This window comes from Cupriavidus yeoncheonensis (assembly GCF_905397275.1).
Lineage (GTDB): Bacteria > Pseudomonadota > Gammaproteobacteria > Burkholderiales > Burkholderiaceae > Cupriavidus > Cupriavidus yeoncheonensis.
Genome location: NZ_CAJPUY010000038.1, coordinates 1 through 25,922 on the forward strand (window position 1 = coordinate 1; position 25,922 = coordinate 25,922).

Annotated in this window: 22 protein-coding genes and 1 pseudogene; 9 read left to right on the forward strand and 14 right to left on the reverse strand. The window is 68.1% G+C overall.

Going from position 1 to position 25,922, the window contains the following annotated elements:
• Nucleotides 1-408 (reverse strand): annotated as a pseudogene (locus KHO22_RS30620) (muconate cycloisomerase); the annotation flags it as partial.
• Between the two features lie 109 nt (nt 409-517).
• On the opposite strand from KHO22_RS30620, the gene KHO22_RS30625 reads away from it, so the two are divergent.
• A complete protein-coding gene (locus KHO22_RS30625; RefSeq protein WP_211950941.1) occupies nt 518-1,399 on the forward strand; it encodes a LysR family transcriptional regulator in 882 nt (293 codons plus the stop codon).
• 39 nt (nt 1,400-1,438) lie between these two features.
• Here the strand turns inward: KHO22_RS30625 and leuA are convergent, their stop codons facing one another.
• From leuA to KHO22_RS30675, 10 genes are all read right to left on the reverse strand, one after another.
• The gene (gene leuA, locus KHO22_RS30630) at nt 1,439-3,106 is read right to left on the reverse strand and encodes a 2-isopropylmalate synthase (RefSeq protein ID WP_211950972.1); all 1,668 of its coding nucleotides are present in this window, start codon (nt 3,104-3,106) and stop codon (nt 1,439-1,441) included.
• Between the two features lie 357 nt (nt 3,107-3,463).
• A complete protein-coding gene (locus KHO22_RS30635) occupies nt 3,464-3,922 on the reverse strand; it encodes a GNAT family N-acetyltransferase (protein WP_211950942.1) in 459 nt (152 codons plus the stop codon).
• A 65-nt stretch (nt 3,923-3,987) separates the two neighbouring features.
• A complete protein-coding gene (locus KHO22_RS30640; RefSeq protein WP_211950943.1) occupies nt 3,988-5,094 on the reverse strand; it encodes a CapA family protein in 1,107 nt (368 codons plus the stop codon).
• 147 nt (nt 5,095-5,241) lie between these two features.
• On the reverse strand, nt 5,242-6,126 hold the full coding sequence (gene bla / locus KHO22_RS30645) for a class A beta-lactamase (RefSeq protein WP_211950944.1): 885 nt from the start codon (nt 6,124-6,126) through the stop codon (nt 5,242-5,244).
• Between the two features lie 31 nt (nt 6,127-6,157).
• On the reverse strand, nt 6,158-6,583 hold the full coding sequence (locus KHO22_RS30650) for a Na+/H+ antiporter subunit G (RefSeq protein WP_211950945.1): 426 nt from the start codon (nt 6,581-6,583) through the stop codon (nt 6,158-6,160).
• 2 nt (nt 6,584-6,585) lie between these two features.
• Nucleotides 6,586-6,858, reverse strand: a complete 273-nt coding sequence (locus KHO22_RS30655) for a K+/H+ antiporter subunit F (protein WP_211950946.1) — start codon at nt 6,856-6,858, stop codon at nt 6,586-6,588.
• On the reverse strand, nt 6,843-7,346 hold the full coding sequence (locus KHO22_RS30660; protein ID WP_211950947.1) for a Na+/H+ antiporter subunit E: 504 nt from the start codon (nt 7,344-7,346) through the stop codon (nt 6,843-6,845). Before KHO22_RS30660 ends, KHO22_RS30655 begins: the two co-directional genes overlap by 16 nt.
• Before the next feature lie 4 nt (nt 7,347-7,350).
• The gene (locus tag KHO22_RS30665) at nt 7,351-8,895 is read right to left on the reverse strand and encodes a monovalent cation/H+ antiporter subunit D (protein WP_211950948.1); all 1,545 of its coding nucleotides are present in this window, start codon (nt 8,893-8,895) and stop codon (nt 7,351-7,353) included.
• Nucleotides 8,892-9,287: a Na+/H+ antiporter subunit C gene (locus KHO22_RS30670; protein ID WP_211950949.1), complete on the reverse strand. Its 396-nt coding sequence runs from the start codon at nt 9,285-9,287 to the stop codon at nt 8,892-8,894. Before KHO22_RS30670 ends, KHO22_RS30665 begins: the two co-directional genes overlap by 4 nt.
• Complete coding sequence (locus KHO22_RS30675; RefSeq protein ID WP_211950950.1) at nt 9,287-12,106, reverse strand: monovalent cation/H+ antiporter subunit A; 2,820 nt, start codon at nt 12,104-12,106, stop codon at nt 9,287-9,289. Before KHO22_RS30675 ends, KHO22_RS30670 begins: the two co-directional genes overlap by 1 nt.
• A gap of 319 nt (nt 12,107-12,425) precedes the next feature.
• Here KHO22_RS30675 and KHO22_RS30680 point away from each other — a divergent pair, with 319 nt between their 5' ends.
• The 3 genes from KHO22_RS30680 to KHO22_RS30690 all read left to right on the forward strand — a co-directional run bounded on the left by KHO22_RS30680 (nt 12,426) and on the right by KHO22_RS30690 (nt 16,706).
• Nucleotides 12,426-13,997 (forward strand): EAL domain-containing protein, encoded by a 1,572-nt coding sequence (locus tag KHO22_RS30680; protein WP_211950951.1) that lies wholly within the window; start codon nt 12,426-12,428, stop codon nt 13,995-13,997.
• Nucleotides 13,998-14,217: 220 nt separating this feature from the next.
• Nucleotides 14,218-15,645, forward strand: a complete 1,428-nt coding sequence (locus tag KHO22_RS30685) for an amidase (protein ID WP_211950952.1) — start codon at nt 14,218-14,220, stop codon at nt 15,643-15,645.
• 113 nt (nt 15,646-15,758) lie between these two features.
• On the forward strand, nt 15,759-16,706 hold the full coding sequence (locus tag KHO22_RS30690; RefSeq protein ID WP_230427096.1) for a Bug family tripartite tricarboxylate transporter substrate binding protein: 948 nt from the start codon (nt 15,759-15,761) through the stop codon (nt 16,704-16,706).
• Nucleotides 16,707-16,777: 71 nt separating this feature from the next.
• Here KHO22_RS30690 and KHO22_RS30695 read toward each other — a convergent pair whose 3' ends face one another.
• Both KHO22_RS30695 and KHO22_RS30700 read right to left on the reverse strand, forming a co-directional pair.
• A complete protein-coding gene (locus KHO22_RS30695; RefSeq protein ID WP_211950973.1) occupies nt 16,778-17,722 on the reverse strand; it encodes a Bug family tripartite tricarboxylate transporter substrate binding protein in 945 nt (314 codons plus the stop codon).
• Nucleotides 17,723-17,808: 86 nt separating this feature from the next.
• Nucleotides 17,809-19,029, reverse strand: coding sequence for a CaiB/BaiF CoA transferase family protein (locus tag KHO22_RS30700; protein WP_211950954.1), 1,221 nt, complete (start codon nt 19,027-19,029; stop codon nt 17,809-17,811).
• A 236-nt stretch (nt 19,030-19,265) separates the two neighbouring features.
• On the opposite strand from KHO22_RS30700, the gene KHO22_RS30705 reads away from it, so the two are divergent.
• Nucleotides 19,266-20,237, forward strand: coding sequence for a Bug family tripartite tricarboxylate transporter substrate binding protein (locus tag KHO22_RS30705; RefSeq protein ID WP_211950974.1), 972 nt, complete (start codon nt 19,266-19,268; stop codon nt 20,235-20,237).
• Nucleotides 20,238-20,287: 50 nt separating this feature from the next.
• The gene (locus KHO22_RS30710) at nt 20,288-21,085 is read left to right on the forward strand and encodes a crotonase/enoyl-CoA hydratase family protein (RefSeq protein ID WP_211950955.1); all 798 of its coding nucleotides are present in this window, start codon (nt 20,288-20,290) and stop codon (nt 21,083-21,085) included.
• A gap of 833 nt (nt 21,086-21,918) precedes the next feature.
• On the opposite strand, the gene KHO22_RS30715 is transcribed toward KHO22_RS30710, so the two are convergent.
• Nucleotides 21,919-22,743 (reverse strand): IclR family transcriptional regulator, encoded by an 825-nt coding sequence (locus KHO22_RS30715; protein ID WP_230427097.1) that lies wholly within the window; start codon nt 22,741-22,743, stop codon nt 21,919-21,921.
• Nucleotides 22,744-22,982: 239 nt separating this feature from the next.
• Between KHO22_RS30715 and KHO22_RS30720 the strand changes: the two genes are divergently transcribed.
• From KHO22_RS30720 to KHO22_RS30730, 3 genes are all read left to right on the forward strand, one after another.
• Nucleotides 22,983-24,161, forward strand: coding sequence for a thiolase family protein (locus tag KHO22_RS30720; RefSeq protein ID WP_211950956.1), 1,179 nt, complete (start codon nt 22,983-22,985; stop codon nt 24,159-24,161).
• 92 nt (nt 24,162-24,253) lie between these two features.
• Nucleotides 24,254-25,021, forward strand: coding sequence for an SDR family NAD(P)-dependent oxidoreductase (locus KHO22_RS30725; RefSeq protein ID WP_211950957.1), 768 nt, complete (start codon nt 24,254-24,256; stop codon nt 25,019-25,021).
• Between the two features lie 56 nt (nt 25,022-25,077).
• Nucleotides 25,078-25,842 carry a crotonase/enoyl-CoA hydratase family protein gene (locus tag KHO22_RS30730; RefSeq protein ID WP_211950958.1) on the forward strand — a complete coding sequence of 255 codons (765 nt, stop codon included), beginning with the start codon at nt 25,078-25,080 and terminating at the stop codon, nt 25,840-25,842.
• Nucleotides 25,843-25,922 lie beyond the last annotated feature (80 nt).

Here is a 25,922-nt window from a genome sequence, read left to right on the forward strand (position 1 = left end):
CGGCAGCGTGGTGCGCACCGCGCCACCGAGCAGCGTGGCGAGCGGCACGCCCAGGCGCTTGCCCTGCGCGTCGAGCAGCGCGGTTTCCAGCGCCGACTTGGCGAAGCGGTTGCCGCGCGCGACCTTGTTCAGGCGCGCCATCGCGGCGTGGACGTTGGTGGCATCCTCACCGGCCAGCGCGGGCGCCAGGTAGGTGTCGATGGTCAGCTTGATGCCTTCGGGGCTCTCGTCGCCATACGACAGGCCGCCGATGGTGGTGGCCTCGCCGATGCCCTCGATGCCGTCGCTGCAGCGCAGCCGCACGATCACCAGCGTCTGCTGCTGCATGGTGGCCATGGCCAGTTGGTGGGCCCGGATGGTGGGCAGGTCGACCAGGATGGCTTCGACCGAGGTAATCGTGGCTGTCATACCTATATACCTATGAACTGCTGGGGAGAATCGTCGATGAAGTATGAAGCTTGACGCCGGCTCCGTCCAAGACCGAAGATGTCTCAATCAATACCCTACAGGTATGCCAATGGAACTACGACACCTGCGCTACTTCCAGGTTGTGGCCCAGGAACTCAACGTCACGCGCGCCGCCGAGCGCCTGCATATGGCGCAGCCGCCGCTTTCGCGCCAGATCCGGCAGCTTGAGGACGAGGTCGGCGTGGCGCTGTTCGACCGCGTGGGACGCGGGCTGCGCCTGACCGAAGCGGGCCGCTTCCTGCTGGAACAGACCACGCAAATGACCCAGCGGCTGGAAGAAACCATCGAGAGCACGCGCCGCATCGGGCGGCAGGACAAGCGCTGGTTCGGCATCGGCTTCGTGCCATCGGTCCTGTATGGGGTGCTGCCGGAGCTGATCCGCGAACTGCGCGGAGCAGAGCAGCAGGTGGAAGTCGGGCTGGCCGAGATGATCACCGTCGAGCAGGTGGAGGCATTGAAGTCCGGCCGCATCGACCTGGGCTTTGGCCGCATCGCCATCAACGACCCGGCGATCCGCCAGGAGGTGGTGATGGCCGAGCCGCTGGTGGCGGCGGTGCCAGCCAGCGAGCCGGCGCCGGCCCAGGCCACGCTGACCCCGCAGGGACTGGCCACGCGCCCGTTCATCCTCTACCCGGCGCGGCCGCGGCCGAGCTATGCCGACCACCTGCTGTCGCTGTTCCGCGCGCAGGGGCTGCAGTTGCGCGTGGCGCAGGAAGCCAACGAACTGCAGACCGCGCTGGGGCTGGTGGCCGCCGGTGTCGGCATTACGCTGGTGCCGGCATCGATCCAGCGCCTGCATCGCGACGATGTCCGCTATTGCCCGATCGATGCGCCGGGGTTCGTGTCCCCGGTCATCATGAGCTATCGCGTTGGCGACAGCTCGCCGTTCCTGGCCCAGGCGGTAGCCTGGGTCATGCGGCAAGGGCAATAGAGACCCGCGCGCGCCGCGGCACCAGCGCCGGACAACGCCTCAGCCCTGCGCGCGGCGCTGCCGCACCAGCCGGTTGGCCACGCTGATCACGGCCTGCACCGAAGCCTCGACGATGTTGTGGCTCATGCCGACGCCAAAGCCGGCACCGGGCACGCCTTCCAGCGCGGCCTCGACGATGGCCATGGCCTGCGCGTCGGCGCCGGCGCCGGTGGCGCGCTCTTCGTAGGCATCGATGCGCATGCGCAGATCCAGCGCATGCACCGCGGCCGCGATCGGGCCATTGCCCTTGCCGTGCAGCGTCTTGCGCACGCCGTCGACCGTCACGTCCAGCGCAATGCCCTCGCCGCTCTCGTCGAGCCTGTAGGCGTGATAGACGATGCCGGGGGCCGATGCGTCGGACGACAGGTAGGTCTGCCGGAACAGCCGCCAGAGTTCGGCGCCACTGATCTCGGTCTCGCTCGCATCGGTGGCCCGCTGCACCACGGCGCTGAACTCCACCTGCATGCGGCGCGGCATGACCACGCCGTGCTCGCGTTCCAGCATGAAGGCAATGCCGCCCTTGCCTGACTGGCTGTTGACGCGGATCACGCTGTCATAGGTGCGGCCAAGGTCGGCCGGATCGATCGGCAGGTAAGGCACTTCCCACACGCCGTCCGGGTCCTGTGCGGCAAAGCCCTTCTTGATGGCGTCCTGGTGCGAACCCGAGAACGCTGTAAAGACCAGGTCGCCGGCATACGGATGACGCGGATGCACGGGGATCGACGTGCATTCCTCGGCAATGCGCGCCACGGCGTTGATATCCGAGAAATCGAGCCCCGGATGCACGCCCTGCGTGTACAGGTTCAGGGCGAGCGTGACGATGTCCACGTTGCCGCAGCGCTCGCCGTTGCCGAACAGGCAGCCTTCCACGCGGTCGGCGCCCGCCATCATCGCGAACTCGGCCGCGGCGACGCCGGTGCCGCGGTCGTTATGCGGGTGCACCGACAGCACGATATGCTCGCGCGGCACCAGCCGGCGGTGCATCCACTCGATCTGGTCGGCGAAGACATTGGCCGTGGCATTCTCGACGGTGGTCGGCAGGTTGATGATCACGCGCCGGTCGGCGCTGGTGCCCCATGCCTCGATGGCGGTGTGGCAGGCCTCCAGCGAGACTTCGAGTTCGGCCGCGCTGAAGGTCTCGGGCGAATACTGCAGCGTCCACCGGGTCTCGGGATGCTGGTCGGTGAGCTGCTTCAGGTAGCCGATGTGATGGCGCACGAGTCCCATCACTTCCGGCACGCTCATATCGAATACGATGCGGCGCCAGGCCGGGGCGATGGCGTTGTACACGTGGACGATCGCCTTCGGCGCGCCCTTGAGCGCCTCCACGGTGCGTTCGATCAGCTCCTCGCGCGACTGGGTGATGACCATGATGGTCACGTCGTCGGGGATCAGGTCTTCGTCGATCAGCCGGCGGATAAAGTCGAAATCGGTCTGCGACGCGGACGGGAAGCCGACTTCGATTTCCTTGAAACCGATGCGCACGAGTTCCTGGAACAGGCGCATCTTGCGCTCGCCGTTCATCGGCTCGAACAGCGCCTGGTTGCCGTCGCGCAGATCGGTCGAAAGCCACACGGGCGCGGAGGTAATCGTGCGGTTCGGCCAGGTGCGGTCGGTGAGGCCGACCGGCGGGAACGGTTGGTACTTGGCGGAGGGCTGGGCAATCATCATGGTCCACGAATCCGGGTGCCGGACGGTCCGCTGCGGGACGTGCCGGGGTCAATCAGGCAAAAGACGATATGACTTCCCCTGCAGCCCTTCGCTTGGCGAAGGCTGGTTCGTGGGCCGGGATCAGGGGGAAATCAGGTGGCGCGCAGCGAATCGGTCGATTCAGGCGCCAGAGGACTCAAGCAAGCGGACCCCGGCCGAGCACTAGGGCTAGGCGGCGCAGGGATAGGGAGGTGAGGCGCTTGCGAGACATGCAACGGATTCTAGCAGAGGCTTTGCGAAAACGTGAACGAAAAAACCGGCGCGCCACGTTTTGCCTGCGCGGGGCAGTCGCCGGCCGAATGGTGGTCCCGATCGTCACCCGACGATCGGCCTGGCCATCTCCGTCGTCGCGCTCCAGCCCATGCGCGCATACAGCGGCTGCCCCATTTCGGTGGCATGAAGGACGGCGTACGCGATCCCGCGGCGAGCGAACTCCGCCTCCGCCCGCGCCATCAGCGCCTGCCCGAGGCCACGCTGCCGGTGAGCGGGCTCGACATAGAGATTGAGGATGTAGCCGCGCTTGTCCTGCAGCGGATGCGCGGGATGCGGCGGCCACTCGATGACCATGAGCCCGATGCCGGCAAGCGGCGCGCCGCCCTCCTCCATGATCCAGCCGAAGTAGCTGCCGTCCGCCAGCCTTGGGCGCAGCCAGTCGCGGAACGGTCCGTGCATCGCCCCAAGGGTCGACGCGTCGCGGCCCGCTTCGCGGAACATCGCCGCGCGATGGCGACACACCAGTTCCAGATCATCGATGCACAGCGGCCGGCATTCCATGGCGCAAGGGACTCCCGAGGTGGACTTGGACAATGCCAGAGGGTAGCGCAAACCTGCATCCGACCTCAATCTGCCCAGACCCGCAGTTCGTGCACGTCGGAACGCGCCGCATGGGTGCCGAACGCCCGGCCTTCCCGGCTCAGCACTTCCTGCAGCCAGTCCAGGTCCGCTGGCGGCGCGTAGCCCAGCCGGAAGCGCTTCCGCATCAGCGGCACCAGCCTCAGCTCGGCGGCGCCGCCCGCGGAATCCAGCGCGACGAACACCATCAGCGCGAGATCGGGGCGATAGGCTTCGTAGCCGCCGATCCCCTCGTAGTCGTTGATGAAGTCACCGCAGCCATAGAGGATCGGCCTGCCCGCATGCAGTTCGACGGCAATCGGGTGGTGCGACGAATGGCCGTGCACGACATCCACGCCGGCCTGGTCGATCAGCGCCCGCGCGAACCGGCGCCGCTCGGGCTCCACCTCGTACCCCCAGTTCGGCCCCCAGTGGATCGACACCACGACCACGTCACCACCACGGCGTTGCGCGCCGATCCGGTCGCGCAGGCGCCCGAGGCTCGCGGCGGAGCAATCGTGCAGCAGGGCGACACCCGGGCGGCGGCTGGTGGCTTCCCAGCTGGACGGCGTCCCTGCACTGGCCATCGCGAACGCGAACACCAGCACACGGCTGCCGTCTGGACCGGCGAGCGCGGCAGGCAGTGCCGCCTCTTGCTCGTTGCGCCCCGCGCCGGCCACGGCGATCCCCGCCGCCTGCAGCGTTGCCACGGTTTCCTCCAGGCCCGCGCGCCCCCAGTCCAGCACATGGTTGTTGGCCAGCGCCGCGCAATCCACGCCGGCGGCGCCAAGACAGGTGACGTTCGCCGGATGCATCCGGTAGTGGATCCCCTTGCCGGGCCAGGCGTCGTCACAGGTGGTAATAGCGGTTTCCAGGTTGACAATGCGCACGTCCGGGTGACGGCGCTCCAGCTCGGACAGTGCGTCTCCCCAGATATAGACCGGCGATACCGGCCGCGCGATCGCGCCGTTCCTGCGCTCGGCAAGCTCGACGTACTCGACGGCGGAATGGACCACCGATTCGTGCAGCCGTGGATTGCCCGGTGTCGGCAGGATCTGGTCGATGCCGCGTCCGGTCATCACGTCGCCGCACAGGAACAAACGGATTGCACGCATCTGTCACTCCCTGCGCGAAACTCTGGCCCCGGCCGCCAGGCGACAGTTCACGGGGAGGAAGCATCTTTGCGCTCACTCGCCCGTCGGCGCGACCAGTTGCCTGTCTGCATGGTAACGCCGCCAGCCGAGCGTCTTCCAGCTTCGATGTCAGCCCAGCCCCGAAAGCGCGATGCGCGCCGCGCTGGCGATCGTCTCGTTGCTCCACTTCGCGTCCGGCGCGGCTTGCGTGAAGTAGATCGCGATGACGATGGGTGCACCGGCCGGCGGCCACAGCACGGCGATATCGTTGGTGGTGCCATAGTCGCCGCTGCCGGTCTTGTCGCCGATCTGCCAGCCCGCGGGCATTGCCGCCTGGATCCGCGCGGCGCCGGTCGTGTTGCCGCGCAGCCAGTCCTGAAGCTGGCGGCGCTGTGCGGCGGGCAAGGCGTTGTCCAGTGCCAGCGCCTGCAGGCTGGCTGCCATGTCCGCCGGCGTCGAGGTATCGCGCGGATCGCCCGGAATGGCGGTGTTCAGTTCGGTTTCCCAGCGGTCGAGCCGGAAAGACTGGTTGCCGATGGAACGGGCGAACGCCGTGACGCCCGCCGGCCCGCCGATGCGTCGCATCAGCAGGTTCGCCGCGCCGTTGTCGCTGTACTGGATCGCAGCGGCGCACAGTTGCCCCACCGTCATGCCCTGCGCGACATGCTTCTCCGTGATCGGGGAATAGGCTACGAGATCCTGGCGTGTATAGCGGACCTGCTGTTCGAGCAGGCCTGGCATGGCGGCGCTGCGCTGCAGGATGGCGCCGGCCAGGATCGCCTTGAACGTGCTGCACACGGGGAACCGCTCCCCGGCTCGGTGCCGTACCTCGCGCCCGTTGCCGGTGTGGCGCGCGAGCACGCCAAGGCGGCCTCCGGCGCGGCGTTCCAGCGCGGCCAGCTCCGCGCCCGCGTCAGGCATGGGAGCGCGCGACGCAGGGCCGGCGCAAGCGGAAGCAAACGGAGCCGCCGCAGCGGCCAGGAGCAAGGTACGACGGGATTTCGATGGAACCATGAACCGCAACAGTGGAAGTCAGCCGGCCATTCTAACCGCCCGCCTGCTCCGTGGTTTCCGCGCCGTCGGCCGGCGTGTCCGGTTCGGACGGCTCCCGTCCCATGGCGGCCCATGGTCCTCCACGCGTGCGCGGATCGGCCGGAAGCTGCCGCTGGATGGCAGCCTTGGCCAGCATGTGCGCGCTGATCGGCGCCGTCAGGAACAGGAACGCCGTCACCAGCAGTTCATGCAGGCTGGTGCCATCCCCCTGGCAGCTGAAGTACACCACCGAGGCAACCACCACGCCGCCCACGCCCAGCGTGGTCGACTTGGTGGGCCCGTGCAATCGCATGAAGACGTCGGGCAGCCGGAACAGGCCGATGGCGCCGACCAGCGTGAACAGACTGCCCACCAGCAGCAGCGCGCAGACCGCGAGTTCGGCGAAGGTGCCCAGCGAAGCATCGAGGTTCGGATGCATGGCTAGTACTCGATGATGTCGCCGCGCTGCAGGTACTTGGTCAGCGCGACCGTGCCGACGAAGCCCGTCACCGCGATCAGCAGCGCCGCCTCGAAGAACATGGCCGAGCGCAGGCCGATGCCGAGCACGACGATCACCGCGATGGCGTTGACGTTGAGCGTGTCCAGCGCCACGATGCGGTCCACCAGCGCGGGCCCGCGCACCAGGCGCACGAATGTCAGCAGGGATGCGAGGCCCAGGATCGCCAGGCAAACCGGTATCACGATGGCAAGCACAGGAAGATCTCCTTCAGCGGCGTTGCATAGCGGGACTTGATGCGCGCCACCAGCGCGGCTTCATCGTCCAGGTCCAGCACGTGCACCAGCAGGCTGCGGCGGTCGTCGCTGAGTTCCGCGCACAGCGTGCCCGGGCTCAGCGAGACGATGCTGATCAGCGCGGTGGTGGCGAGTTCGTGTTCGGCATCGAGCGGCACCACGATGAAAGCCGGCCGCAGCCGCGCGGTGCGCCCGAGCACCAGCACGGCGACCTCGACATTGGCCACCACGATGTCGACCAGCACGTGGAAGGCCAGCCGCAGCATCAGCCCCGGCCGCGACAGCCGGAACGGGCCCAGCACCAGCCACAGGTCGGCCAGGCGCCCCAGCGCCCAGCCCAGCAACGCACCCAGCAGCCAGTGCGCGGGCGCCAGGCTGTTGGACAGCAGCAGCCACGTGAGCAGCAGGATCAGGCTCAGCCACGGATGCGGGAACTGGCGTGCGAGCATGGCCTTACCTCTGCGTCTGTAGCGGCACGCCGGCCGGCAGCACGGCACGAATGTAGGCCGTGCGGTCCTGCAACTGTGCCGCGGCCTGGGAGACATAGGCACTGACCGGCGCCGCGAATGCCGTCAGCATGACGTTGCAGGCCAGCAGGAACGCGCTGCAGGCGAGCTTGCGCCCCTCCGGCCGCGACCGTACGCGTGGTGGCACCGGCGTATTCCCCTCCTGCGCCACCTTCGCGCCGTCATGCGGCAGGCGCCACAGCAGGCGTGTTCCCGTGCGCGAGGCCGCCACCAGCAACACCAGTCCGGACACCAGGATGGCAGGCCAGTAGACGATGGCGCTGTCGGGCGGCACGGCGCGCAGGATCATGACTTTGCCGATGAATCCCGACAGCGGCGGCAGGCCCACCGCGACGACCGTCCCGGTCAGGTAGAGCAAGCCGGCGAGCCGAGTCCCGGTCCCGGCCACGACCGGGCCCTGCCCGTCCGCGGCGGGCTCCAGCGCATCCGCCAGCAGGAACAGCGCGGCCGTGCACAGCGTCGTGCTCAGCAGGTAGTACAAGGCGGCGGCCCAGGCGGCCGCGGTCTGCATGCCGACGGCAATGCCAAGCAGCCCTACCGATGCCAGCACCAGGTAGCTGGTCAGCGACCGCAGGCTGGTGGCGGCCAGTGCGCCCACGGCACCCGCGGCCAGCGTTGCCAGCGCCAGCACCGGCAGCCACGCCTGCATGAATGTCACGAGCAGCCCTTGCGCGGCGCCGAACACCAGCGCGTCGCAGCGCAGCATGGCGTACAGGCCGACCTTGGTCATGATGGCGAACAGCGCGGCAACCGGACCGGCGGTGCCCGCATAGGCGCGGGGCAGCCAGAAGTACAGCGGAAAGATCGCGGCCTTCAGCCCGAACACCAGCATCAGCATGACGCCCGCCGCCGCGGCCAGGGGCACGTCGGCATCGGGCAGGCCTTGCAGGCGAAGGCCCATGTGCGCGAGATTGAGCGTGCCCGTGAGCCCATAGAGCATGCCGATGGCCACCAGGAAGAACGACGAGGCCACGAGGTTGAGCAACACATAGTGCAGTCCCGCGCCGATCCGCTCGCGTCCCGCGCCGTGGATCAGCAGCGCATACGACGCGATCAGCAGGATCTCGAAGAACACGAAGAGGTTGAACAGGTCGCCGGCCAGGAAGGCGCCGTTCAGGCCCATGAGCTGGAACTGGAACAGGGCATGGAAGTGGCGCCCCGCGCGCGCCAGCTCCGGGCCCGCGGCCGCCAGTGCAGCAGGCGCAAGCAGCGCGGTCAGTGCGAGCATCAGTGCGCCAAGGCGATCGAGCTGCAGCACGATGCCGAACGGCGCCTGCCAGCTGCCGAGCTGGTAGACGTCGATGCCGCCGCCGGCCGCGCGCCCGACCAGCAGCGCCGCGGCCGGCACCAGCAGCAGCGTGGCGGTCATGCACACCACGCGTTGCGCGCGCAGCCGGTGCATCGGCATGGCGGTCAGGAGTCCACCGGCGAACATCGGCAGCAGGATGGGGAGTAGCAGCACGTGATTCACGGGCGGGGCTCCGTGGCCTGCGCGCAGTCTGCATCGTCGCCGCCGGCCTGGCTCGCGGCATCGACATGGTCGCTGCCGGTGAGGCCGAGCGAGCGCAGCGACAGCACCACCGCAAATGCCGTCATGCCGAACGCGATGACGATGGCGGTCAGCACCAGCGCCTGCGGCAGTGGATCGGCGTATTGCGCGCCATAGTGCGCGCCATAGTGCGCGCCATCGGCAATGACCGGAGGCCTGCCCACCGCGAGCCGGCCCATGCCCAGCAGGAACAGGCTGATCGCATACGACAGCAGTGTCAGCCCGAGCACGACGGTAAAGGTGCGGGCCCTCAGCAGCAGGTAGATGCCGCATGCGGCGAGCACGCCGATGGCGCCTGCATAGAGCGCGGCCATCACGTGCCCTCCTTGCCGCGCCGTGGCCGGCCGAACGCCGCCGGCGTGTTGCGCACGCCCAGGTGCGAGACGATCAGCAAGGTGGTGCCGGTCACCGTGGCATAGACGCCAAGGTCGAAGACCATGGCGGACGCGAGTTCGATTTCGCCGAGCCCGGGCACGTGGAAGTGGCCGAAGGCCGTGGTCAGGAACGGAAAGCCGAACGCGAGACTGCCGAGCCCGGTCAGCCCGGCGACCAGGATGCCGGCACCGGCCAGCGCGCGATAGTCCGGCGCGATGCGCGCCTCGGTCCAGCGCACGCCGCTGGCCACGTACTGGAGCAGCAGCGCCACCGAGGTGATCAGCGCGGCAATGAAGCCGCCGCCCGGCAGGTTGTGCCCGCGCAGCAGCAGGAACACGGCTACCAGCAGCGTCAGCGGCAGCATCAGCCGCGCGAGCATGGCCAGCAGCAGCGGATGCCGCTGCGCGGCCCAGGGCTTGCCGTCCGGACCCGCATCGGGCACGGGCAGGCGCATGCCACGCAGCAGCGCCTGCACGGCCAGCCCGGCAACCAGCAGCACGCAGACCTCGCCCAGGGTGTCGAAGCCACGAAAATCCACCAGCAGCACGTTGACCACGTTGTGGCCGCCGCCACCGGGCACCGCGTTGTCCACGTAGAACCCGGACACCGGGTCAAAGCTTCGCGTCATCACCGCGTAGGCGCACGCGGCCAGCATGCCGCCGCCGCCGAGTGCCAGCACGAGGTCGCGCAGCTGCCGCACGCTCGCGGGCGGCGTGACCGGTTCGGGCGGCAGGTAGAACAGCGCGAGCACCAGCAGCAGCACCGTGACCACCTCGACCGAGATCTGCGTGAGCGCCAGGTCGGGCGCGGAAAAGCGCGTGAAGATCAGCGCCACCAGCAAGCCGCACGTGCTCAGGAACACCAGCGCCATCACGCGCTGCCGCCGCGCGGCAACCACGGCCACCGCGCACAGCGCGAGCAAGGCCAGGCAGGCCGCGCCCATCGGATCGACCGCGCCATCCGGAGCGGTACCGACCAGCGCATCCAGGTCCGCCAGGAATGCCGCGGGCACCGCCAGCAGTGCCGCCAGCATCCAGGCCATGTAGCGTTGCAGCGAACGGTTCTCCATGCGCCGCGTCAGCGTGCGGGCCAGGCGCTCCAGCATGGCGATGGCGGCTTCGAACGAACGGCGCGCGCTGAGCGGCTCGATCACATGCTGCCAGCGCCGCAGCGCATCGCGGCGCAGGAAGAACAGCGCCGCCCCGCCCGCCATGGAGACCAGGCTCATGACCAGCGGCAGGTTGAAGCCGTGCCACAGGTGCAGGCTGTAGTCGGGCAGCGGTGCGCGCAGCGTGGCCAGCGCAGTGGCCGCGAGCAGGTTGCCCACCGTATAGGCCGGCGCGAGGCCCACCACCAGGCAGATCACGACCAGCAACTCCACCGGCAGCTTCATGAAACGTGGCGGTTCATGCGGCGGATAGTTCGGCACGTCGGGCGTGTCGCCGCCAAAGAACACGCCGTAGCTGAAGCGCAGCGAATACGCCATGGTCATGGCGCCGGCCACGGTCGCGGCCGCGGGGATCACCCAGTTGAAATCGCCGAGCAGGCCCTGCGCCAGGGTTTCGCCGAAGAACATCTCCTTGCTCAGGAAGCCGTTGAACAACGGCACGCCCGCCATCGACAGCGACGCCACGCCGGCCAGTGCCGCCGTATGCGGCATGTAGCGCGCCAGGCCGCGCAGGCGGTCCAGGTCGCGCGTGCCGGTTTCGTGGTCGATGATGCCGGCGGCCATGAACAGCGACGCCTTGAACACGGCGTGGTTGATGATGTGGAACAGCGCGGCCACGGTGCTCAGCTGCGTGTCGAGCCCGAACAGCAGCGTGATCAGCCCGAGGTGGCTGATGGTCGAATAGGCCAGCAGTCCCTTGAGGTCGCGTTGCAGCAGCGCCAGCGCCGCGCCCATGATCAGCGTGACCAGGCCCGTCATGCTGACCAGGTAGAACCACGCATTGGTGCCATCGAGCACCGGATACAGCCGCGCCAGCAGGAACACCCCCGCCTTGACCATGGTGGCCGAGTGCAGGTAGGCCGATACCGGCGTGGGCGCGGCCATGGCATGCGGCAGCCAGAAGCTGAACGGAAACTGCGCGGACTTGGTGAACACGGCCAGCAGCACCAGCACCAGCATCGGCAGGTACAGCGGATGGTGCTGCACGCTGCCCGCCTGGGCCAGCACGTCCGACAGTTCCAGGCTGCCGCAGATGCGCCCGAGCAGCAGCACGCCGGCGAGCAGCGCCAGCCCGCCACCGCCGGTGACGGTGAGCGCCATGCGCGCGCCCTGGCGCGCGTCCTCGCGCCAGGACCAGAAGCCGATCAGCAGGAACGACAAGATGCTGGTCAGTTCCCAGCAGATCACCAGCAGCAGCAGGTTGCCGGCCAGCACCACGCCGAGCATGGCGGCCATGAACATCAGCAGCAGGCAGAAGAAGCGCACCGCGGAGGCGTTGCGCGGCAGGTAGTAGCGCGCGTACAGGACCACGAGCAGGCCCACGCCGATGACCAGCAGCGAGAACAGGAAGGACAGCCCGTCGAGCCGCAGGCTGAGGTTCAGGCCGAGCTCGGGCAACCAGTTCACGCGCCAGGCCAGCGCATGCCCCGGCTGGTCGAACACGGCCTCGCGGGCGCGCAGCAGCAATGCCAGCGCCGCCAGCGGAAAGCCGATCGTGACCGGCGCCACCAGCCGGACGGCATGCTTGCCGGCCAGCCATGTCAGCACGGCGGCAACCAGCGGCAGCGCGATCAGCAGGACCATCACCATCGGCATCCTCCGTCAGTTCGCGGCCTGGCGGGCGCGGGCACCGCCGCGGTCATGGCGAGGACTCCGGCATCGGCTTCACCGGTCAACCCGAACGGGTCACGGAACGAGTCGACAGCGACCGGCCCGGCCACCCCGGCGTGAGCGATACTGCCCTCTGGATCACTGAATTGTGCCCGCCTGGCGCGCCGAACGGCCCATCTCCGCACGGCACACGAAAAAATTCACTACCGCGCAGAAGATTCTGAATACGCAAGGCCTGCAACGCGGGCAAGGGACCGTAGTAATCTTGCGCAACCATAATCGGTGTTCTGGTACGCGGATGAATCGTCCCTTGTTCCTGCTGATGGCAGTGGTGCTGGCAATCGTCGCGGCGCTGGTGCCGGTCGTGGTCAGCGTGCGCTTTGCCGAACAGGAAGCCAACCGGCGCGAACAGGAGCACCTCATGGCCTTTACCCGGGGAGCTGTGCAGCGCATCGAGCGCGTCATGGCCGACGCCACGCAGGCGATCCAGGAGATGGAGGCACAGACCGATCCCCCGTGCTCCCCTGGCAACCTGCTCACCCTGCGGCGCATTGTCTTCACCTACCGGTCTGTGCAGGATGCCGGCCGGCGCGTCGGCAATACGCGCCTGTGTTCCGCGCTGCTTGGCGATGCCTATGGCCGCGGCCTGACCCTGACGCCCCCGGACTGGCGAGGCCAGGATGGGCTGGAATACTGGTTCGCCGCACGCAACCCGTTCGGCGTGCCCCGGCCCGAGATACTGATCGCACGCAACGGCCACTACGTTTCACTGGATCCGAAGTCGCTGGTGGATGTGGTCGACCTGGAGCAGCGCGACCTGGCGGCCGTGAGCCTTGGCACCCACCGGGTGGTGGCCACCACGCCAGGGGCCGACCCCTTGCAGATGGAGCGCCGGTACGCCGACCCGACGGCGGGTGACGGCAGCCACTACTATGCGGTGGCCCGCGCCACCAACCTGCCCTTCGCGGTGGTGTCCCGGGCCCCGCAGGGCCGGCTGCTGTCCAACTGGCCCCTGCTGGTGGGCTTGTGCATCCTGACCGGGCTCGCCGTCGGCACCGCGGCCGGCGTGCTGATCCTGCGCCTGGTGTCGCGGCGCTTCTCGATGGAATGGGCGCTGCGCGCGGCTGTCAGGCGCCGCGAGATCAGCGTGCAGTACCAGCCGATCATCGCGCTGGCCGATCGCCGCTGTACCGGTGCGGAGGCCTTGCTGCGCTGGCAGCACAACGGCAAGATGGTGTCTCCGGAACTGCTGCTTTCCATTGCCAGGCAGGCAGGGCTGATGGCACAGATCACCGACCAGGTGCTGGACCGCGTCCTGGACGAGCTGGGCGACTGGCTGCGCAGCCATCCCGATTTCTATGTCTCCGTGAACGTCGAGGCGCAGGACCTGAAGACGCAGCGCTTCCTGGACGTGCTGGCGGCGCGCCTGGCGGGCACCGGCATCGGTGCCCGCCAGATCCGCATCGAGATCACCGAGCATGCCTTCCTCGAGGCAGAATCCGCCTGCGGCATCATTCAGGCATTCCGCGACGCGGGCCACCCGGTCTATATCGACGATTTCGGCACGGGCTACTCGAGCCTGTCCTACCTGCAGAACTTCAAGGTCGACGCGCTCAAGATCGACAAGTCGTTCACCGACACGATCGGCCGGGACGCGGCTTCGAGCACGGTGGCGCCGCACATCATCCGCATGGCGCACGAACTGGGCTTCGAGGTCGTTGCCGAAGGCGTCGAGCATGAAGAACAGGCCCGCTACCTGAGGGAGCGCGGCGCGCAGTATGCGCAGGGCTGGCTGTATTCGCGCGCGTTGCCTGGTGACGCACTCGTGCGCTTTGTGCAGGAGGGGCAGCCCGTCACGCAAGCGGCCTGAACGCCCCGGGCGCGAGCCAAAACGGGCCGTGCGCGGCGCGCGTCCTGTGTCCCGTCGCCGGGACATTGGGGACCGCGACGCCGGTCCTCTGAAATCGGCGCCGGGCGGCCGGCGGCGGCCCGGCTGGCCGGCTCCTGTGTATGCTTGAGGTCTGGCGGGCCGGCGCGGCATCTCCGCGCCGGCCCGCCTGTCATTCGAGGATCAGAGGAGACACATCACGATGAGCGACGCGCTTTGCTTTCTGTCCGCCGTCGAACTGCAGGGCCGCATCCGGCGCAAGGAGGTATCGCCGGTGGAAGTGGTCCGGGCCGTGCTGGAACGCGCCGGGCGCCTGCAGCCCGAGCTGAACTGCCTGATCACCGTGTGCGCCGACGAGGCGCTGGCGGCGGCCCGCGCCGCCGAGCAGGCGGTGATGGCCGGCCAGCCGCTGGGGCCGCTGCACGGCATTCCCTTCACCGTCAAGGACATCGTCAATACGCGCGGCGTGCGCACCACCTTCGGCGCCGTGCCCATGCGCGACAACGTGCCGGCCGAGGATGCGGTGGCCGTCGGCCGCCTGCGTGACCAGGGCGCCATCCTGATCGGCAAGACCACCTCGCCCGAGTTCGGCTCCAAGTGCCTGACCGATTCCCCCCTGTTCGGGCGCACCCGCAATGCATGGAGCGCGGAACGGACCAGCGGCGGCTCCAGCGGAGGCGCCGCGGTGACCGTGGCCGCCGGCATCGCCCCGCTTGCGGTGGCGACCGACGGCGGCGGTTCCACGCGCATTCCTGCGGCCTGCAATGGCGTGGTCGGCATCAAGCAGAGCCAGGGCGTGATCCCGCACAGCCAGGCGCAGGACCTGTTCGGCAACCAGACCTATGTCACCCCGACCACGCGCACCGTCGCCGACACGGGCCTGATGATGCAGGCCATGGCCGGCGAGCACCCGTGCGATCCGTGGTCGATCGGCATCCCCACGCCGGACTATGCCGACGCCGCGCAGCCGCGCGGCGACCTGCGCGGCCGGCGCGTCCTGTATTGCCTGGCGCCGCCGGGGCGGCCGGTTTGCGCCGATGTGGCCAGCGCGTTCGAGGCGAGCCTGCGCAAGCTGGCAGAGCTTGGCGCGGAGCTGGAACCCTTTTCGGGCGAAGGCTTCGACGTGGAGCCGATCTGGCGCGCGATCAACCACACGGTCTGGCGCACGCGCTTCGTCGATATCGTCGCCAGGCATGGCAGCGACCTCAGCCCTACCTTTGTCCGGCAGGTCGAATCGGCCGCGCACTTCAGCGGCGTGGAATACCAGCAGGCCATGTTCGAGCGCTCCAGGCTGTTCCAGCGCGTGCAGGCGCTGCTGCAGCGCGGCGACCTGCTCGCCATGCCGACGCTGACGCGCACCGCGCTGCCGATCGGGCAGGACCTGTTCGGCACCATCGACATCGACGGCCAGGCGTACGAGAACGTCCGCGCCCACTGGTTTCCGTGGACCATGCCCTTCAACATGACGGGCCACCCCGCCATCAGCCTGCCCTGCGGCTTTGGCCAGGACGGACTGCCGATCGGCTTCCAGCTCGTGGGCCGGTTCCGCGGCGATGCCGAACTGCTGCGCGTGGCGGCGCTGTTCGAAGCCGCGCACGGCCTCACCGGCCAATGGCCGGCGCTGCCATGACTGTCCGCCGGGCCGCCGTGTCCCCTGCTCCCAACTCTTCGCAAGCCTGCCTGACTGCCATGACCCAAGCCTCACGCCGCAAATTTTCGCTGTCCCTTCTGGCAATGTCCGCCATGGCCATCGCCACGGCGGTTCCCGCCGGTTCCGCACTCGCCGCGGACAACGCGGAGCCCATGCATATCATCGTCGGCTACGCGCCGGGCGGCGCTGCCGACAGCCTGGCGCGCCTCTATGCCGAGCAGCTGCGCCAGGACGGCCACGGCACGGTGATCGTGGAAAACCGCCCCGGCGCCTCGGCGCGGCTTGCGCTGGACTACGTCAAGCGCTCCAGGCCCGATGGCAAGACCGTGTTCATCGGCCCGTCGCCGCTCTTCACCATTTTCCCGCTGACCTACAAGAAGCTGTCGTATGACGCGGACAAGGACCTGGTCCCGGCCGCCGTGCTGACCGACGTGCCGACCGTGGTCGCCGCCGGCGTGCAGCAGCCCTACAAGAACATGAAGGAATACATGGACTGGGCGCGCCGCAATCCGGACAAGGCCAGCCTTGGCCTGGCCACGATCGGCAGCGCGGGCCATCTCGGTACGGTGGCGCTGGGCAAGTCCGCCGGCGTTGCCATCACGCCCGCCGCGTATCGCGGCGCATCGCCGATGCTGGTCGACGTGATCAGCGGCAATGTGTCGATCGGCTGGGACGCGGTGGCCAGCATGATGCCGCTGTACAAGGGCGGCAAGCTGCAGTTCCTCGGCGTGAGCGGCACGCGCCGCGCCAAGGCGCTGCCAGAGGTTCCGACCATGAAGGAACAGGGCTTCAGCCAGTATGACTACGCCACCAGCTGGTACGGCGTGTTCGTGCCCGCCGGCACGCAGCCCGATGTACTGGCCAGGGTCGAGAAGATGTTCCTGGCCGCCTCGGCGAACCCGTCCACTGCAGCCAAGCTCGAAGCACTGGGCCTTGAGGTGGTGGCCAGGCCCGGACAGGAAGCGCGGCACCGCATCCAGGTGGAGCGCGCCGCGTGGCGGCCGATCGTGGAGGCGACCGGCTTCGTTGCCGAAGACTGAGCGCGCACGCAACAGCTGCGAAGCCCTCGGGTTGCTCTCCTCTTCCGCAAGCGGGAGAGGGAGCACCGTGCCTAGTCCGCCTTCACCCCCAGCGTCTTCGCCAGCGGAATCCACCGCGCACGCTCGTCACGCACGAACTGCCCGAAGGCTTCCGCCGACCCCGGCATCGGTTGCGCGCCGATCGCATGCAGCTTGTCCTGCAGGTCCGCCTGCTTGAGCGCATCGTTGATGGCGCGGTTCAGCCCGGCAATGGCCGCATCGGGCGTGCGCGCCGGCGCCACGACGCCGAACCATGCGCTGGCCTCCAGGCCCGGATAGCCCAGTTCCTGCATGGTGGGCACATCGGGCAGCAGCGGAAAGCGGCTGCGGTCCAGGATCGCCAGTGCATGCAGCTTGCCGCTCTTCGCCTGCTGCATCGACGAAGGCAAGGCGTCGAACATCAGGTCGATGTTCTTGCCCAGCAGGCTGATGATGGCCGGCGCGCTGCCCGCGAACGGCACGTGCGTGACCTTGAAGCCAAGCTGCGAAGCCGCGTATTCGCCGGCCAGGTGCGTGATATTGCCGCTGCTGGCCGAGCCCATGGTGAGCTTGCCGGGCGATTGCCTGCCCAGCGCCACCAGGTCCTTCACAGACTTCACCTGCAGATCCTGCCGCGTGACCAGCAGCAGCGGCGACTTGCCCATGCCCGCCACCGGCCTGAAGTCCTTGACCGGGTCGTACGGCAGCGTGGTGTACAGCGCGCTGTTGATGACCAGCGGCGCATTGGAGCCCACCAGGAAGGTCTTGCCGTCGGGCTCGGCCCGCGCCACGGTCTCGGCGGCGATAATGCCGCCCGCCCCGCCCTTGTTGTCGACCACAATGGGGGTGCCCAGGGTGACGCTTGCCTGCTGCGCCACCAGCCGCGTGATCTGGTCCGCCGCGCCGCCGGGCGGATAAGGCACGACGAAGCGGATCGGCTGCGCGCGCGATTGCGCGCCTGCGGGCATGGCGATGACGCCAAGAACGGCGGCCGCCATCACGGCCGCCACGCGCAACGGGAATCTTGTCTTCACTGCTGTCTCCTCCTGGTTGGTATCTGTTTGCAGCGGTCCATCGAAGGGTCTTACAACACGCCCTCCTTGCGCAGCGTGGCGATGCGCGCAGCGTCGTAGCCCATTTCACCGAGCACCGCGTCGGTATGTTCGCCGAGCGTCGGCGCGGAGTGCTGGTAGCTGATGGGCGTATCCGACAGCCGGATCGGATTGGCCAGCCCGGGCGCGTTCACGCCGGCACTGTGCGGCAGCGACAGCTGCATCTCGCGATGGCGCACCTGCGGGTCTTCGAACACCTGCTGCATGTTGTAGATCGGGCCGCACGGCACATTGGCCGCTTCGAGCACTTCGACCCATTCGGTCATGGTGCGCGCGAGCATGGCCTCGGCCACCTGCGGGATCAGCACCTCGCGGTTGCGGTTGCGGTTCCCGGCCGTGGCAAAGCGCTCGTCCGCGGCAAGATCGGGCCGCCCGATCACCTTGCACAGCGCGCGGTACTGGCCGTCATTGCCGACCGCCACGATGACATCGCCTTCCTTGCAGCGGAACACCTGGTACGGGACCATGTTCGAATGCGCATTGCCCATGCGCTGCGGGACCTTGCCCGACAGGAAGTAGTTGATGGCCTGGTACGAGTTGATGGTCACCACGCAGTCCAGCAGCGCCATGTCGATGTACTGGCCCACGCCGCTGACATGGCGGTGCTCCAGCGCGGCCAGGATGGCCGTGGTCGCGTACATGCCGGTCAGCAGGTCGGTGATGGCGATGCCTGACTTGACCGGACCGCCCCCGGGCTCGCCATCGGGCATGCCGGTGATGCTCATCAGGCCGCCCATGCCCTGGAACACGAAGTCATAGCCCGGCAGCGCCGCATACGGCCCGCTCTGGCCGAAGCCCGTGATCGAGCAGTACACCAGCCGCGGATTGATGGCGCGCAGGTCCTCGTAGCCCAGCCCGTAGCGCGCCAGCGTGCCGACCTTGTAGTTCTCCACCACCACGTCGGCCTCGCGCGCCAGGTCGCGGATGATGGCCTGGCCCGCGGGTGTGGCGATATCCACGGTCACCGAGCGCTTGCCGCGGTTCGCGCTGAGGAAGTAGGACGAATCGCGCGTCTCCTCTCCCTGCGCGTCACGCAGGAACGGCGGGCCCCAGGCGCGCGTGTCGTCGCCCGCGCCGGGGCGTTCGATCTTGATCACGTCCGCGCCCATGTCGGCAAGGTTCTGCGTGGCCCAGGGGCCGGCCAGCACGCGCGTGAGGTCCAGCACCCTGATGTGTCCGAGGGCTTTCTTCATGTGTCTCCTTGCTGTTCCGGGTCTGTGCTGCCCGCGGCCTGTCCAGGCGGACAACCGGAGCTCAGCTTAGGAGTGCGCGGGGATCGATGTCCAATATTCATTTGTTCGGCATCGATATCTCGCGGATATCACTTGCCAACAAATGAATATTGGACGAAGCCATGCCACTCCCCTTAGCCTTGGCGGCACAGACGCATCGACAGTGCGCATGGACACGAGGAGACAATATGCAGTCAATGAACAGGCGCAGGCTCGCCATCGCGGGCGTTTCGATCCTTGCCACACTGGCGCTTTGCGCGGCGCCGGCGCGCGCGGAGTATCCGGAGAAACCGATCAGGCTGGTCGTGTCGTTCCCGCCGGGCAGCGGCACCGACACCAATGCCCGCTACGTGGCGCGCAAGCTCGAGGAAAAGCTCGGCAAGCCGGTGGTGGTCGAGAACCGCCCCGGCGGCAACAGCTTCATTGCCGCACAGGCGGTGGTCAGCGCCGAGCCCGATGGCTATACGCTGCTGCTGGCCAGCAACTCGCCCGTCGCCACCAACGTGGCCATGTTCCGCAAGCTGCCCTACGACCCGGTGCACGACCTCGCGCCCATTGCGCGGCTTGGCGTGGGCGCCATGGCGCTGGTGGTGCCCGCCTCATCGTCCTATCGCGATGTGGCCGGGCTGGTCGATGCCGCGCGCCGCAATCCCGGCAAGCTCAACTACGGCGGCGGCAGCGCGTCCTACCAGATCGCCACCGAACTGTTCCTGACGCGCGCGGGCGTCAAGGCCAACCATGTGCCGTACAAGGGCGCGGCGCCGGCGCTGACCGACGTGGCCGCCGGCCAGATCGACTTCGCCTTTGCCGACTACGGCGCCACCCTGCCGCTGCTGCAGGCCGGCAAGCTGCGCATCCTCGCCGTCACGGGCGACAAGCGGCTGGCCAGCCGCCCCGATACGCCGACGCTGCAGGAAAGCGGCTTTCCCGGCTACTTCATGGTGAACTGGACCGCCGCGTTCGCGCCGGCCCGCACGCCCAGGCCGGTGCTGCATAAACTGGAGCAGGCCATCGTCGAGATCTACAGCACGCGCGAATCCGCGGAATTCCTCGCGCGCACCAACTGGGATGTCTTTGTCTCCGGCGCGGACGAACTGCGCCGCTTCCAGCTTGCGGATATCCGCCGCTGGTCGGACGCGGCCGAACAGGCCGGCATCCCGAAGCAATAACCTGCTCAATTAACCAGCTTTCAGAGATTCAGAAACGGAGAGACCACACCATGGCTGACTTCCTTCGCTACGAGCAGCAGGGCCACATCGTGACCCTGACCATGAACGAACCCGAACGCCGCAACCCGCTCACCGGCAACACCGCCGTCGACGAATTCCTGGCGGCCATCGACCGCATCCACGGCGACCGCAGCGTGCGCGCGGTCATCATCACCGGCGCGGGCACCGCGTTCTCGTCGGGCGGCAATATCCACGACATGGAACGCCAGGCTTCCGGCCAGGTCAGCGGCATGGAGATCCGCCAGGACTACCGCTGCGGCATCCAGCGCCTGCCGCTGGCGCTGTTCAACCTGGAGGTGCCGGTGATCGCCGCGGTCAACGGCGCGGCCATGGGTGCCGGGCTGGACCTGACCTGCATGTGCGACATCCGCATTGCCTCCGAGCGCGCGCAGTTCGCGGAATCGTTCGTGCGGCTGGGCATCATCCCCGGCGATGGCGGCGCATGGCTGCTGCCGCGCGTGATCGGGCTGTCGCGTGCCGCCGAGATGATCTTCACGGGCGAGCCCATCAGTGCCCAGCAGGCGCTGGAGTGGAACCTGGTGTCGCGCGTGGTGCCGGCCGAGGAACTGCTGCCCGCGGCGAACGCGCTGGCCGAGCGCATTGCCGTCAATCCGCCCCATGCCGTGCGGCTGGCCAAGCGCCTCATGCGCGAGGGCATGCACACGCGGCTGGATACGCTGCTGGAACTGTCGGCCGGCTTCCAGGCGCTGTCGCATCAGACCGCCGATCACCGCGAAGCGGTGCAGGCGTTCCTCGAGAAGCGCAAGCCGGTGTTCTCGGGCAACTGAGGGCGGTGGGCTGGTGGGCTCCTGAGGTCATCTTTGGTTATTCGCCGGACTCGGGGGATGGGCGCGGTTGAGGTTGTCGCTCTCGGCAAGCTCTGCTGTTTCGCCGGCGTAGCCTGCAGGGTTTTGATTGGTTTGTCGTTCTTGACAGACGCCGCCGTTTCGCCGGCGTAGCCGGCGAGTTACTTCTTGTCCAAGCGACAAGAAGTAACCAAGAAACGCGTCGCCTGAGCGGCTGGCTATCAACGAGGCGCTCCTTGTGTTCGAAGGGCGTTGGTCTCGCGAGGCTTGGCTATCGTTCCAGCCCGCTACGCATAGTGATTCAGAACCAGTGCCTGCGATAACCTGCTTTTGAACGATCCCCATGTAGGGCTCGGGTACAGCGTTCCAACAACGCCAGTGGTGGGACGCCTACGGCTGCGCTGCGCGCGCGTCCTAGTCGGGATGCGCGAGGCATCAATGTTGGTGGCGCCGGTACTTCCCTTTCCCTCTTGTTCTTCCCCCGAGCCGCGCGCAGCGCAGCCGTAGGCGTCCCACCAATGGCGCACTTAGCAGGGGCCACCACGTAATCCGGGTTCGCTCATCTGACGTCTCTATCCTGATCATCTACGCGGCAGGCAGTCTGGCTATGCCCTGTACCGTCTTCACCCCATCGGGCCGTTCATCGACCACGAAGACGCGTTTTTGCCTCCTTTTGCCGCTCGGGCAAAAGGAGGTCGCCGGCTACGCCGGCGAAACGGCAGCGCATGTCAAGCACGACAAACCAATCGAAACCCTACCGGCTACGCCGGTGAAACAGCCACGCCTGCCAAGGGCGCAATCGGCAACAAGCTGCGCTACCCCGCCGCCCCGAGCGCTCCCTCCACGTTGCGCACGAGACTCACCAGCCGCGGCCCGACGTCTTCGAGCAACTGCTTGCTCTGCTGGCTGAACACGGGCACCGATGCCGCGAACAGCCACGACTCGCCATCGCGGCGCGCGCGCATCGGCACGGCGATCGCCTCGATTTCGCGATGCAGGTCGCGGTGGCCGCGGCAGAAGCCGTGCTCGTCCAGGTCGTGCACGGCTTCGGCCAGCCGTCCCTGCAGCCAGGTCTCGCGCTGCGGATCGGTGACGCGCAGGTGCTCCAGGTAGGCGTTGCGCTCCGCCTCGCTCATCATCGACAGGTAGGCACGCCCGGACGCCGTGCGCGACATCGACACGCGCGTGCCGACCTCCGGACGGTAAACGTGGCTGCGGGCGCCCTGTGCAATCTCGACATAGGTCAGCGTGTGCCCGTAGCCGGCCATGAGCTCCACCTGCCCTTCGATGTGGTCCGCCAGCTCCTGCATGAGCGGGCGCGCGAGCTGCCGCACCGTCATGCGCGCCAGCGCCGGCGCGGCCAGGTTCACCAGCCCGACGCCGGGCACGTAGCGCGACAGGCGCTCCGAATAGTGCAGCAGGCCCAGCTCGCACAAGGTGTCGAGCAGGCGGAACAGGGTCGGCTTGGCCAGGCCAGTGCGCTCCATCAGCTCGCGGCTGCTGAGCTCCTGCACGGTCGGCGAGAAGCAGTTGAGGATGGAAATGCCGCGCGCCAGCGCGCTGACCAGGCGGGCTTCGCCTTCGGCGTCACCACCGCCGGACGGCGGTGCGGTCATCGATGCATGTGAATCATTAGCCATATAAACGTCGGAACCTTGGATTTTTCGATACCAGCGTCTCGAAACCCGGATGGTGCCCTTCGTCTTTTCCGAAGTCAAATCCTGATTCTTGAGTTTACGCGGCAGATTTCCGACGCGAGAATCCCAAATCATCGTATCCGACGATCACTTTCCGGCACCGAAGTCTCAATATCCGGTTCGTCGCAAGTGCTCGTCGCTCGTCACTCGCCATCCGCCGTTGCTTTCCAGGAGACAACCCCATGCAACAAGCCGTCATCGTTGACGCCATCCGCAGCCCGATGGGCCGCTCCAAGCAGGGTTCGGCTTTCACCGAACTGCACGCCACCGAACTGCTGGCCCAGGTGCTCAAGGGCCTGGTGGAGCGCAACAGGCTGGACCCGGGCCTGGTGGACGACGTCATCACGGGCTGCGTCACGCAGGCCGGCGAGCAATCCGCCGGCCCGGGCCGCGTGGCCTGGCTGGCGGCGGGCTTCCCCGACCACGTACCGGCCACCACCATCGACCGCAAGTGCGGCTCCAGCCAGCAGGCCGTGCACTTTGCCGCGCAGGGCATCATGGCCGGCGCCTATGACATCGTGATCGCGTGCGGCATCGAGTCGATGAGCCGCGTGCCGATGGGTTCGGCGCGTATCGGCCAGAACCCCTATGGCCCGTCGATGGAAGCGCGCTATGCGCCGGGCCTGGTGTCGCAGGGCGTCGCCGCCGAACTGGTGGCCGCAAAGTACGAACTGTCGCGCCAACAGATGGACGGCTACTCGGCCCGCTCGCACGAGCTGGCCGCCGCCGCGCGCGAAGCCGGCGCGTTCCGCCGCGAGATCCTGCCGATCGTGACGCCCAACGGCGTGATCGAGCACGACGAAACCATCCGCCCCGGCACCTCGGTGGAGAAGCTCGGCACGCTGCAGGCCTCGTTCCGCAATGACGAACTGAGCGCGCGGTTCCCGCAGATCGGCTGGAACGTGACCGCTGGCAATGCCTCGCAGATCAGCGACGGCGCCTCGGCCATGCTGCTGATGAGCGAAGCGGCGGCACAGCGCCTGGGGCTGAAGCCGCGCGCGCGCTTCGTGGCCTTCGACGTGTGCGGCGACGATCCGGTGATGATGCTGACCGCGCCGATCCCGGCCAGCCAGCGCGCCATCAGGAAGAGCGGCCTGAAGCTGGACCAGATCGACCACTACGAGATCAACGAGGCGTTCGCCTGCGTGCCGCTGGCCTGGCAGAAGGCGCTCGGCGCCGACGCCGCGCGCCTGAACCCGCGTGGCGGCGCGATTGCGCTGGGCCACCCGCTCGGTGCGTCGGGCGTGCGCCTGATGACCACCATGCTGCATGCGCTGGAAGACAGCGGCGGCCGCTACGGCCTGCAGTCGATGTGCGAGGCCGGCGGCATGGCCAACGCCACCATCATCGAGCGACTGTAAGGCCTTTGCATGGGCCGGGCTTCGTCCCGGTTCGTGCTGTATTTCCCGAAGCCCAATTCCTGAATATTCCTGAACAGAACCGGAGACTCAAGATGAAACTGACCGCAGATATGTCCGCCGTGGTGACCGGCGGCGCGTCCGGCCTGGGCCTGGCCACCGCACGCCGCCTGATCGAGCGTGGCGTGAGCGTGGTGATCGCCGACCTGTCCGAAGAACGCGGCCATGCCGCCGTGGACGAACTGGGCCCCAAGGCCTGCTTCGTCAAGGCCGATGTCTGCGACACCGAGCAGATGAACGCCGTCTACGACGCCGCCGAGGCACTCGCCCCGCTGCGCGCGCTGGTGCACTGCGCCGGCCTGGGCGGCCCGGTGCGCGTGGTCGAGAAGGACGGCTCGCCCGGTTCGCTGGAAAAGTACGAATCGATCGTGCGCATCAACCTGATCGGCACGTTCAATGCGTTGCGCCTCGCTGCCGCGCGCATGGCGAAGAACGACATGGTGGACGGCGAGCGCGGCGCCTGCGTGCTGACCGCCTCGGTGGCCGCCTACGAAGGCCAGATCGGCCAGATCCCGTATTCGTCGGCCAAGGCCGGCATCGTCGGCATGACGCTGGTGGCCGCGCGCGACCTGGCGCAACGCGCCATCCGCGTCTGCACGATCGCGCCGGGCCTGTTCGACACGCCGCTGCTGGCCAAGCTGCCGGAAAACGTGCGCGCTTCGCTGGGGGCCATGGTGCCGCACCCCGCGCGCCTGGGCGCACCGGACGAGTACGCCTCGACCGCCCTGCATATCCTCGAGAACATCATGCTCAACGGCGAAACCATCCGCCTGGATGGTGCCATCCGCATGGCCCCGCGCTGAGCCGCCGGCATCGCCTCGACCGATCTCAAGGAACCAGGACCAACACAAGGACAAGCATGAGCGAAACGCTGCAACTCGAAACACGCGGCAACATCCTGCTGATCACACTGAACCGACCCGAGGCGCGCAATGCCATGGACTTCGAGACCGCGACGGCAATGGCCGCCGCGCTCGACCAGTTCGAGTCGCGCGACGACCTGAGCGTGGCGATCCTGACCGGCGCGGGCGGCACCTTCTGCTCCGGCATGGACCTGAAGGGCTTCCTGGCCGGCAAGCGCCCGAGCCTGCCGGGGCGCGGCTTCGGCGGCCTGACCGAGGCGCCGCCGCGCAAGGTGCTGATCGCCGCCGTGGAAGGCTACGCACTGGCCGGCGGCTTTGAAATGGCGCTGGCCTGCGACCTGATCGTGGCGTCCAAGGCTGCCAAATTCGGCCTGCCCGAAGTCAAGCGCGGCCTGGTGGCCGGCGCCGGCGGCCTGATGCGCCTGCCGCGCCGGATGCCCTACCACGTCGCCATGGAGTACGCGCTGACCGGCAATATGCTCGGCGCCGAGCAGGCGCATGCCTACGGCCTGGTCAACCGCCTGACCGAGCCGGGCCAGGCGCTCGAAGCCGCGCTGGCGCTGGCCGCGGAAGTCGGCGCCAACGGGCCGATGGCCGTGGCGGTCAGCAAGCAGATCGTCAGCGAATCCACCGACTGGCCGGCGGCGGAGATGTTCGAGCGCCAGCGCCCGATCGTCGCCCCGGTGTTCTCCTCGGCCGACGCGCGCGAAGGCGCGGCCGCGTTCGCCGAAAAGCGCAAACCGGTGTGGACCGGCAAGTAAGTGGCAAGTACGTGGCAAGTACGTGGCAAGTGAGCGGCAAGCAAGCGGCATGAAGCGGTAACCGTTGCCCGTGCGGCCGG